The organism is Streptomyces sp. A0592 (assembly GCF_004795115.1).
Classification (GTDB): Bacteria; Actinomycetota; Actinomycetes; order Streptomycetales; family Streptomycetaceae; genus Streptomyces; species Streptomyces erythrochromogenes.
Genome location: NZ_SSBM01000077.1, coordinates 1 through 9901, shown reverse-complemented (window position 1 = coordinate 9901; position 9901 = coordinate 1). Strand labels below are relative to the sequence as shown.

Annotated in this window: 10 protein-coding genes; 9 read left to right on the top strand and 1 reads right to left on the bottom strand. The window is 71.0% G+C overall.

What is annotated here, in order from left to right; translation table 11 throughout:
• The first annotated feature begins 142 nt into the window (after positions 1-142).
• The 5 genes from E6U81_RS39060 to E6U81_RS39040 all read left to right on the top strand — a co-directional run bounded on the left by E6U81_RS39060 (position 143) and on the right by E6U81_RS39040 (position 4578).
• Positions 143-1396 carry an MFS transporter gene (locus E6U81_RS39060; RefSeq protein WP_136234734.1) on the top strand — a complete coding sequence of 418 codons (1254 nt, stop codon included), beginning with the start codon at positions 143-145 and terminating at the stop codon, positions 1394-1396.
• A 21-nt stretch (positions 1397-1417) separates the two neighbouring features.
• On the top strand, positions 1418-1927 hold the full coding sequence (locus E6U81_RS39055) for a MarR family transcriptional regulator (protein ID WP_136234733.1): 510 nt from the start codon (positions 1418-1420) through the stop codon (positions 1925-1927).
• Between the two features lie 64 nt (positions 1928-1991).
• Positions 1992-2321, top strand: a complete 330-nt coding sequence (locus E6U81_RS39050; protein ID WP_030031371.1) for a DUF3817 domain-containing protein — start codon at positions 1992-1994, stop codon at positions 2319-2321.
• Positions 2322-2408: 87 nt separating this feature from the next.
• A complete protein-coding gene (locus E6U81_RS39045) occupies positions 2409-4109 on the top strand; it encodes a methylmalonyl-CoA mutase family protein (RefSeq protein WP_136234732.1) in 1701 nt (566 codons plus the stop codon).
• Positions 4110-4170: 61 nt separating this feature from the next.
• Positions 4171-4578 carry a hypothetical protein gene (locus tag E6U81_RS39040; protein ID WP_136234731.1) on the top strand — a complete coding sequence of 136 codons (408 nt, stop codon included), beginning with the start codon at positions 4171-4173 and terminating at the stop codon, positions 4576-4578.
• 30 nt (positions 4579-4608) lie between these two features.
• Here the strand turns inward: E6U81_RS39040 and E6U81_RS39035 are convergent, their stop codons facing one another.
• The gene (locus tag E6U81_RS39035; protein WP_136234730.1) at positions 4609-5229 is read right to left on the bottom strand and encodes a TetR/AcrR family transcriptional regulator; all 621 of its coding nucleotides are present in this window, start codon (positions 5227-5229) and stop codon (positions 4609-4611) included.
• Between the two features lie 250 nt (positions 5230-5479).
• Between E6U81_RS39035 and E6U81_RS39030 the strand changes: the two genes are divergently transcribed.
• From E6U81_RS39030 to E6U81_RS39015, 4 genes are all read left to right on the top strand, one after another.
• Positions 5480-6478: a tetratricopeptide repeat protein gene (locus tag E6U81_RS39030; RefSeq protein ID WP_136234729.1), complete on the top strand. Its 999-nt coding sequence runs from the start codon at positions 5480-5482 to the stop codon at positions 6476-6478.
• 627 nt (positions 6479-7105) lie between these two features.
• A complete protein-coding gene (locus E6U81_RS39025; RefSeq protein ID WP_136234728.1) occupies positions 7106-7747 on the top strand; it encodes a DUF6230 family protein in 642 nt (213 codons plus the stop codon).
• 108 nt (positions 7748-7855) lie between these two features.
• Complete coding sequence (locus tag E6U81_RS39020; RefSeq protein ID WP_136234727.1) at positions 7856-8443, top strand: DUF6114 domain-containing protein; 588 nt, start codon at positions 7856-7858, stop codon at positions 8441-8443.
• A complete protein-coding gene (locus E6U81_RS39015; RefSeq protein WP_136234726.1) occupies positions 8433-9704 on the top strand; it encodes a hypothetical protein in 1272 nt (423 codons plus the stop codon). The genes E6U81_RS39020 and E6U81_RS39015 overlap by 11 nt, the downstream gene beginning before the upstream one ends.
• The last annotated feature ends 197 nt before the right edge of the window (positions 9705-9901 follow it).

Sequence of the window (9901 nt, the reverse complement as noted above, 5' to 3'; positions counted from 1 at the left end):
CCGCCCCAGCACGGGCCGAGGCAGCAACGGCTGCACGAGTTCCCACTCAGCGTCCGACAGTTCATGGCGACGTATCACCCGACCATGATCCACAACGCAAGATCACTTTGACGACAGACCCTAGGGCCCCGACGCTGCCGTCATGGCAACCGTCACCCCGGCCCCGGCCGAAGCGGGCTCCGCCGGCTACCTCACCGTCTTCCGGACCCCCGAGTTCCCCGCCGTCTTCGCCGCGCACCTGATGTCCGTACTCGGCCTCGTCGTCGCAGAGATCTCCCTCTCCGTCCTCGTCTACCGCCTCACCGGCTCGCCCCTGATGAGCGCGCTCACCTTCGCGCTCGGCTTCCTCCCGTACGCGCTCGGCGGCACCCTCCTCGCCGGGGTCGCCGACCGCCGCCCCGCCCGGCGGGTGCTCGTCACCTGCGACCTCGTCTGCGCGGCCTGCGCCGCGGCCATGGTGCTGCCCGCCACCCCCGTCGCGGTGCTCCTCGTCCTGCGCTGCGCGATGGCCTTCGTGGCACCCCTCTTCCAGGGCACGCGCAACGCCTCCCTCCCCGACATCCTCGGCTCCGGCGACGCCTACGTCCTGGGCCGCTCGCTGCTGCGCATGGTCGCCCAGAGCGCCCAGCTCATCGGCTTCGGTCTCGGCGGTCTGCTGCTCACCGTCCTCGCCCCGCGCGCCGCCATCGCCCTGACGGCCGCCGGATTCCTCGGCTCGGCCCTCCTGCTGCGGCTGGGCACCCGCGCCCGGCCGGCCCGGACGGCCGCCCGCACCTCTCCGCTCGCCGGGATGCGGGCCGTCCTGGGCCGGCGCCGGCTGCGGGCGCTCACCCTCCTGTTCTGGCTGCCGCCCGTCTTCCTCGTCGTCCCCGAGGCGCTGCTCGCCGCCTACGCCGACGGCATCGGCGCCGGGACCGCCGTCCTCGGCCTGATGATGTGCGCCATGCCCGTGGGCACCCTCGCCGGAGAGCTCTGGGCCGGCTCCGCCCTCAGCGCGCGGACGCGTTCGCGGATCGTCGCCCCGCTCGCCGCCGCCGGCCTGCTGCCGTTCCTCCTCTACGCGGGCCGGCCGGGCGTGCCCCTCGCCCTGCTCGCGCTGCTGCTCGCCGGGCTGGCCCACGCCTACACCCTGGGACTGGACCAGTGGTACGTGGACGCCGTCCCCGACGAGCTGCGCGGCCGGGCGATGACCCTGCTCAGCACGGGCCTGATGACCCTCCAGGGAGCCGGCATGGCCCTGGCCGGGCTCGCCGCCGAGTTCTTCCCGGTGCACGCGGTCGTCACCGGGTCCGGGGTGCTCGGAACCGCCGTCGTCCTGGCGCTCCTGGCCGAACTGCGGTCCGCCGTCCGGCAGGAGGAGCGACTGAGGGATGAGACGGCCCCCGCCGTGAAGTGACCTCCCGGTAGGGTCGGACGCGTGCCCAAGCCGCTCAGCCTCCCCTTCGACCCCATCGCCCGCGCCGACGAGCTCTGGCAGCAGCGCTGGGGGCCCGTGCCCTCGATGGCCGCGATCACCTCGATCATGCGCGCCCACCAGATCCTGCTCGGCGAGGTCGACGCGATCGTCAAGCCCTACGGGCTGACCTTCGCGCGCTACGAGGCACTGGTACTGCTCACCTTCTCCAAGGCGGGCGAGCTGCCGATGTCGAAGATCGGCGAGAGGCTGATGGTCCACCCGACCTCGGTGACCAACACCGTGGACCGGCTGGTGCGGTCCGGGCTGGTCGCCAAGCGGCCCAACCCTAACGACGGCCGCGGCACCCTCGCCTCCATCACGGAGAAGGGCCGGGAGGTCGTCGAGGCCGCCACCAAGGACCTGATGGCGATCGACTTCGGCCTCGGCGCGTACGACGCCGAGGAGTGCGGGGAGATCTTCGCCCTGCTCCGCCCGCTGCGGGTGGCCGCCGCGGACTTCGACGAGGCCTGAGGCCCGTCCCGCGATCCCGGGGCCGCGTCAAGATCGAGCAAAACGGACGGTTAGGCTCGTCGGCATGAAACGAAGCGTGCTGACCCGCTACCGCGTCATGGCCTACGTGACCGCGGTCATGCTCCTGATCCTCTGCGCCTGCATGGTGGCGAAGTACGGCTTCGACACCGGTGCCGACCTCACCTTCGTGGTGTCGCAGACCCACGGTGTGCTCTTCATGATCTACCTGGTCTTCGCCTTCGACCTGGGGTCCAAGGCGAAGTGGCCCTTCGGCAAGCTCCTGTGGGTGCTCGTGTCGGGCACGATCCCGCTGGCCGCCTTCTTCGTCGAGCGGGGGATCCGCGCCGAGGTCGAGCCGCTGATCAGCGACCCGCTCGCGACCGCGAAGGCCTGACGACGAGGCGAGCGTCACCCACCCCCGGGACGACTCCCGGGGGTTTCCCATCGACATTTACTAGGACGTCCTAGTAAATTCGTGGGTATGGACGCTGACGCCATCGAGGAGGGCCGCCGCCGCTGGCAGGCCCGTTATGACAAGGCCCGCAAGCGCGAGGCAGACTTCACCACGCTCTCCGGCGACGAGGTCGAACCCGTTTACGGGCCCCGGCCCGGCGACGCGTACGAGGGCTTCGAGCGGATCGGCTGGCCGGGGGAGTACCCGTACACGCGGGGCCTGCACGCCACCGGCTACCGCGGCCGGACCTGGACCATCCGCCAGTTCGCCGGCTTCGGGAACGCCGAGCAGACGAACGAGCGCTACAAGATGATCCTGGCGGCCGGCGGCGGCGGGCTCTCCGTCGCCTTCGACATGCCGACCCTCATGGGCCGCGACTCCGACGACCCCCGCTCCCTCGGCGAGGTCGGCCACTGCGGTGTCGCCATCGACTCCGCCGCCGACATGGAGGTCCTCTTCAAGGACATCCCCCTCGGCGACGTCACGACCTCCATGACGATCTCGGGCCCCGCCGTGCCCGCCTTCTGCATGTACCTCGTCGCCGCAGAGCGCCAGGGCGTGGACCCCGCCGTCCTGAACGGCACGCTCCAGACGGACATCTTCAAGGAGTACATCGCCCAGAAGGAGTGGCTCTTCGAACCGGAGCCGCACCTGCGCCTCATCGGCGACCTCATGGAGTACTGCGCGAAGGGCATCCCGGCCTACAAGCCGCTGTCCGTCTCCGGCTACCACATCCGCGAGGCCGGTGCCACGGCCGCGCAGGAGCTCGCCTACACCCTCGCGGACGGCTTCGGCTACGTGGAGCTGGGCCTCTCCCGCGGCCTGGACGTCGACCACTTCGCCTCCGGGCTCTCCTTCTTCTTCGACGCGCACCTCGACTTCTTCGAGGAGATCGCCAAGTTCCGCGCGGCCCGCAGGATCTGGGCGCGCTGGATGAAGGAGGTCTACGGGGCGAAGAGCGAGAAGTCGATGTGGCTGCGCTTCCACACGCAGACCGCCGGCGTCTCCCTCACCGCCCAGCAGCCGTACAACAACGTCGTACGCACCGCCGTGGAGGCCCTCGCGGCCGTCCTCGGCGGAACCAACTCGCTGCACACCAACGCCCTCGACGAGACCCTCGCGCTGCCGAGCGAGCAGGCGGCCGAGATCGCCCTGCGCACCCAGCAGGTGCTGATGGAGGAGACCGGCGTCGCCAACGTGGCGGACCCCCTCGGCGGCTCCTGGTTCGTCGAGCAGCTCACCGACCGCATCGAGGCCGACGCCGAGCGGATCTTCGAGCAGATCAAGGAGCGCGGCCTGCGCGCCCACCCCGACGGGCAGCACCCCATCGGGCCGATCACCTCGGGCATCCTGCGCGGCATCGAGGACGGCTGGTTCACCGGCGAGATCGCCGAGTCGGCCTTCCAGTACCAGCGCTCCCTGGAGAAGGGCGACAAGCGGGTCGTCGGAGTCAACGTCCACCACGGATCCGTCACCGGCGACCTGGAGATCCTGCGGGTCAGCCACGAGGTGGAGCGCGAGCAGGTCCGCGCCCTGGCCGACCGCAAGACCCACCGCGACGACGCCAAGGTCGCCGCGGCCCTCAAGGACATGCTGGACGCCGCCCGCGACGGGTCGAACATGATCCCCGCCATGCTGGACGCGGTGCGCGCCGAGGCCACGCTGGGCGAGATCTGCAACACCCTGCGCGACGAGTGGGGCACCTACACGGAGCCCCCGGGCTTCTAGGCCGAAGTCCGGCCGCGGCAAACACGTGGAAGGCCGGTCGTGGCGCCCGTACGGTGGCGCCATGACCGGCCTTCCCGTTTCCGTACCCGGTGTCAGCGCCCGCGTGGTGATGCAGAGCGGCTGCGGACCGTACGCGTACATCGTCGTGGACTTCGAACCCCCAGGCCCCGACGGCGCGTCGGAGTTCCTGCACACCGTGTCCGACGACCGGCTGCCGCACGAGTTCCTGCCCGCGGTGTGGGACGGGATCCGGGAGGGGCTGGGCGGAGTGGCGGCCGTGGCGGTCCTCACCGACGGGGGCTTCCACGAGGTCGACTCCCGCGACCAGGGCTACCGGCTCGCCGGGCGCCACGCCGGGATGGCCGCACTCGCGGCCGCCGGGCTGGGGGAGCCGCCGGCGGATCAGGGCCGGCAGATCCGGGTGACCTGGCCGGGCAAGCCCCGGGCGAAGCCCCGCGCCGGGACGTGACCGGCCCCGCCGGCGCGCGGCCGGACGGGCTCAGGCCGCGGCCGGGCCGCGCAGGCCGTGCATCAGGAGGGCGGTGAAGGTGGCCACCCAGAGCTCGTCCACCGGCTCGGAGCTCACCAGGGCGCGGTGCACCACGGTGCCCGCGATCACGTCGAAGATCAGGTCTGTGGTGCGGCCCGCCAGGAACTCGTCCTCCTCGTAGGGGAGTTCGCCGCGGGCCTGGGCCCGTTCGCGACCCAGTACGACGAGACGTTTCTGCCGGTCCACGATCGCCGACCGGATCCGGTCACGCAGGGCCTCGTCCCGGGTGGACTCGGAGACCACCGCCATCAGGGCCGTACGGGCCTCCGGGCGCCTCAGCAGCTCCGCGAAGCGCAGGACCACGTACTCGATGTCGGCTTCCAGGGAGCCCCGGTCCGGCAGTTCGAGCGAGTCGAAGAGCTCCGCGACCGCGTCCACGACCAGCTCGCTCTTACCCGCCCAGCGTCGGTAGAGGGTGGTCTTGGCGACGCCCGCGCGGGCCGATACGTCGCCCATCGTCAGCTTCGACCAGCCCAGCTCGACCAGCGCGTCCCGGGTGGCGGCGAGGATGGCGGCGTCCGCGGCCGCACTGCGGGGGCGACCGGTGCGGCCGGGGCTGGGGTTGCGCATGGCCGAGACCATACCCGTCGGTAGCCGAACGGGCCGCTGTGGTTCAGATCACGGGCGTCGCGGGGGCGCGCAGGGCCCCCGGGGGAGTTACGCTACGGCTCGTAGCGTAAGAGCGACAACCACGCGAAGAGCTACAGGCGCCAGGTGGGGACCCGGCGCCGCCCAGCAACACGATCGCGACGGATACGACGGCACGGCCAATTCACGCGATCTTTTTCGTCGGCGCGCGCACACGGGGGAGGATGTACGCATGCAGCCCAGAAACATGTCCATGAGCGGCGTCGTCGACCTCGCCGCGGTGAAGGCGGCCGGCGAGGCCAAGGCCAAGGCCGAGCAGGCCCGCGCAGAATCGGCGCGACAGGCGGCTCAGGGTGGCGGGGCCGGTCCGGCCGCCGGCGCCGTCCCGCCCTCGGCGCTCGTCTTCGACGTCGACGAGGCCGGTTTTGAACGCGACGTGCTCCAGCTTTCCGCCGAGGTCCCGGTCGTCCTGGACTTCTGGGCCGAGTGGTGCCAGCCGTGCAAGCAGCTCAGCCCGCTCCTGGAGCGCCTGACCGTCGAGGCCAACGGCCGCCTCGTGCTGGCCAAGGTGGACGTCGACGCCAACCAGATGCTGATGCAGCAGTTCCAGATCCAGGGCATCCCGGCCGTCTTCGCCGTGGTCGCCGGTCAGGTGCTGCCGCTCTTCCAGGGCGTCGCCCCCGAGCAGCAGATCCGCGACACCCTCGCCCAGCTGGTCCAGGTGGCCGAGGAGCGCTTCGGGATCATCGGCATCGAGGTGGACGCGAGCGCCGAGGGGGCCGCCGAGTCCGCCCCGGTCGAGGCCCCGGCCGGTCCGTACGACGCGCTGCTGGAGGCGGCCGTCGTCGCACTGGACGCCGGTGACCTCGGTGGCGCGGTGCAGGCGTACAAGAACGTACTCGCGGACGACCCGGGCAACACCGAGGCCAAGCTCGGCCTGGCCCAGGCCGAGCTGCTCGCCCGGGTCCAGCACATGAACCCGCAGGAGGTGCGCACGGCCGCGGCCGAGAACCCGCGCGACCCGGCGGCGCAGATCGCCGCGGCCGACCTCGACCTGGTCGGCGGTCACGTGGAGGACGCTTTCGGCCGTCTCGTGGACACCGTGAAGGTCACGTTCGGTGACGATCGGGATGCGGTGCGGCTGCGCCTGCTGGAACTGTTCGAGGTCATCGGCGCCGACGACCCGAGGGTGACGGCGGCGCGGACGGCGCTGGCGCGGGTGCTCTTCTAGAACGGCTCCGGTCCGGCTCCGCAGCCGCTCCGCGCCGGTCCCGGGAAGGGTCCCGGACGTCGTCGGGCGGCCGCCGATTTGTTGACACGTAGATAAACAGCGGCCGCGCTTTGCCAAAACTTGGCAATCGCGGCCGCTGTTACTCGCAGTAAATCGAACCCTGTGAACTGTCCGGTGTGTTCACTCTTCCCCCGTTCTGCCATGGCCCCGGGTGGCACCCTGTGTTGCCGACGGACGGTTACCGGCAGCATCCAGGTTATCTGGCCGTTACCCGCCAGTAACGAACCCCCTTGTGCCCCGGCCGGGAATGGACCACGATCGGCGACGCTCGGTCCTTCCCGCAGAGCCGCTCACTCGGAGCCGCGGTGGAGGGTCCCCACCGAGCCGGCCGGTGGCAGTGGCACCGGCCGTGGGACAGGGGGGTCTCTGCCACACGGCGGGGCCTGTCCTCCAGGTTGCGCGAACGCGTGGCCCAGTGGTTGTCGCTCGGGGGTGAACGCCGGTGTATCGGACGTGGCACGGCCGCGGCCCGGCCGCCTGCGCTCCTTCCCGAGGACGTAGCACTTCTCCCATCCCAGGACGGGCACGGCCCGGACCGGAGATGTACGTCCGAGAAGGAGGAACGAAATGAGTTCTCAGGTTCGTGGCGGGACCAGATGGAAGCGCTTCGCGCTCGTCATGGTGCCGAGCATCGCGGCCACGGCCGCGGTCGGTGTGGGTCTGGCGCAGGGTGCCCTCGCGGCGTCCTTCAGCGTCTCCGGCCAGGACTTCAAGGTCTCGGCCGACAAGCTCGACGGTGACAACCTCATCCAGTACGGCGGCATCGCCGAGGGGCACGACCTCAAGGGCAATGCGCAGCACCACCCGGTGACCATCTCCGGGTTCAGCCACGCCGAGATCACCAACATGTGCCAGTCGCTGGTGACCCCGACGCCGCTCGGCAACATCACGCTGCAGCTGCGCACCGGCCACAAGGGCAAGCCGGCCGTCGCCGACAACATCTACCTGGATGTTGCGGAGCTCGACACCGACGCCGAGTTCAAGAACCTGGACATCGGTGTCGCGGTCGGCGACCCGAACCACAAGACGAAGCCGCAGGCCGGTACGGTCAGCAGCCCGTACGCGTTCTCGCAGCGCGCCGACAAGGCGATCCTGACGAACGTGCGCCAGAAGGCGTGGGCGACCACGGCGGGCACGTTCAAGCTGCCCGACCTGAAGCTGCGTCTGCTCGGCGGCGACCAGCCGTGCTACCAGGACAGCAAGGACTGAGTCCGTCCCGGTGAATGACCGGACGGGCGGGCGGCGACGGCCGTCCCCGCCCGCCCGTCCGGGCTCCACAGAGTTCTCCGTACCACCGTTTCCAGGGAGCTGTTGTCCATGAACCCCCAGGCCCCGGTTTACGTTCGCGCAGAAGACGACGCCTGGCTCACCGTGGTGTACTACCACTTCCGCGCGTGGCGCGGTCGCCGTCCCTTCTGGGCCGGGCTGTTCACGCTCCTCGGCGGCTTCCCGATCGCGTACTTCCCGTATGCGGACCTCCGGTTGGGCAACGTCAGTCTCGCGATGGCCACCACGGGTGGCGCCGGCGCACTGATCATCGGTGTACTGCTGATCACGCTGGGCCTGGCCCTCTGGTTCCAGCAGACCATCCGGGTCTTCGCCGGAGTCGCCTCGATCCTGCTGGCCCTGGTGTCCCTGCCGGTGTCCAACCTCGGCGGCTTCGGGATGGGCTTCATCCTCTCCCTCATCGGCGGCGCCCTCGCGCTGTCGTGGGCGCCGGGACAGCCGGTGGACGAGGAGCCCGCGGTCCAGCAGCCGACGGTCCAGCAGCCGGCCGTGGTCGCCCTGGGCAAGACGGACGCGACACCGGGCGGCCTGGACATTCCCGGCCCCCGCGAGACGGATACGGCACACGCGAGCGAGACGACTGCCCACGCCGATGGCGGGAGGAACAGTGCGGGGTGACGAGACGCAGCGGGGCGTGGCCCCAGGCGCAGAGTCCCGTGAGAGGAAGGGCCCGCGACACGCGGCGCCCAGGAAGTCCCTGCTGAACAAGATCCAGATACCCGTCGGCAAGACGATGGCGCTGGCGGCGATGCCGACGGCCGTGTTCGTCGGGATGGGCATGGCGCCCAAACTGGCCGTGGCCGACGACAAGGAGATCCCCTTCGCGCCCGGGCCGTGTGTGACGCGGTCCGACGAGCCGGCGGAGACCGAGTCGAAGTCCCCGTCCCCCACGCCCTCGAAGACGGCCTCGCCGAGCGCCTCGCCCAGCGCGTCGCCCGCACCGTCCAAGGCCGCGAAGCCGAAGACGAGCGCCGCCCCGTCGGCGACCAAGTCCCCGTCGGCCAACGCCCCGGACCCGGCCACCACCACCCCGGCGCCGGAACCGACCAAGTCCGCGAACCCGCTGGACCCCCTCGGCGTGGGCGACAAGATCAAGGACCTCATCGACGGGCTGGGCCAGCCGCTCAAGGACCCGAAGGCGACCCCGACGCCCGCGGCCACGCCCTCCACGACCGCCAAGCCGACCCCGGACCCGGCCGCGGACGCGATCCGGGACGCCGCCAAGCAGGCGGGCGCCACGGTCGAGGAACTGCCCGACGAGGTCAAGGACACCGTCAACAAGCCCAAGGACGAGAAGCCCAAGGAAGAGGGCGACGAGGACAAGGGCGACGAGGACAAGGCCGAGGACGAGGCCAAGGACGAGGCGACGAAGGACCCGGACGGGAAGGAACCCTTCCCCTGCCCGACCTACGACGCCGAGGCCCTGGCCAACGCCGAGCTGGAGCAGGGCATCCCGCTCCTCCCCGACGAGCCCTGGTACCTCGACAGCTCCCTGCTGACCCTGTACGGCCTCGATTACCACGGCATCGTCGAGGTGAAGACCGCCAGCGGCAAGGTCAAGAAGGTCCTGAAGTTCACGGCGGACTCGCTGGACATCAAGGACCTGTACCAGACCGTCGGCAAGGGCGGGAACGTCGCCCACCTGAAGTCGCGTCCGGGCTCCACGTCCAAGATCCGCGGCGGCACGGTGACGATGTACACCGAGAGCCTCAAGGGGAAGCTGTTCGGTCTGATCCCGATCGAGTTCACCCCGAACAGCCCGCCGCCCCTGAACGTCCCGTTCGCGTTCTTCACGGACGTCCAGGTCGTCCAGGCGGCTCAGTTCGGCGGCACGCTGACCGTGCCGGGCCTGAAGAACTACATCGGCCCGCCCGAGTAGGCGGCCGGCGGTACGGACACACCGAGGGCGGCACCCCGCATCACTGCGGGGTGCCGCCCTCGGTCTCTGTGCGGCAGAGTCGGGTGCGGCGGGGCGGCGTCAGCCGCGGGCGACGCCGCCCAGGTGGTGGACCCGGACCATGTTGGTGGTGCCGGGGACGCCGGGGGGCGAGCCGGCCGTGATGATCATGGTGTCGC

What these genes read in the sequence shown, in the direction of transcription:
- E6U81_RS39060 (WP_136234734.1), top strand. Translation starts at nt 143, where the DNA reads ATGGCAACCGTCACCCCGGCCCCGGCCGAAGCGGGCTCCGCCGGCTAC.
- E6U81_RS39050 (WP_030031371.1), top strand. Translation starts at nt 1,992, where the DNA reads ATGAAACGAAGCGTGCTGACCCGCTACCGCGTCATGGCCTACGTGACC.
- E6U81_RS39045 (WP_136234732.1), top strand. Translation starts at nt 2,409, where the DNA reads ATGGACGCTGACGCCATCGAGGAGGGCCGCCGCCGCTGGCAGGCCCGT.
- E6U81_RS39040 (WP_136234731.1), top strand. Translation starts at nt 4,171, where the DNA reads ATGACCGGCCTTCCCGTTTCCGTACCCGGTGTCAGCGCCCGCGTGGTG.
- E6U81_RS39035 (WP_136234730.1), bottom strand. Translation starts at nt 5,229, where the DNA reads ATGCGCAACCCCAGCCCCGGCCGCACCGGTCGCCCCCGCAGTGCGGCC.
- E6U81_RS39030 (WP_136234729.1), top strand. Translation starts at nt 5,480, where the DNA reads ATGCAGCCCAGAAACATGTCCATGAGCGGCGTCGTCGACCTCGCCGCG.
- E6U81_RS39025 (WP_136234728.1), top strand. Translation starts at nt 7,106, where the DNA reads ATGAGTTCTCAGGTTCGTGGCGGGACCAGATGGAAGCGCTTCGCGCTC.
- E6U81_RS39020 (WP_136234727.1), top strand. Translation starts at nt 7,856, where the DNA reads ATGAACCCCCAGGCCCCGGTTTACGTTCGCGCAGAAGACGACGCCTGG.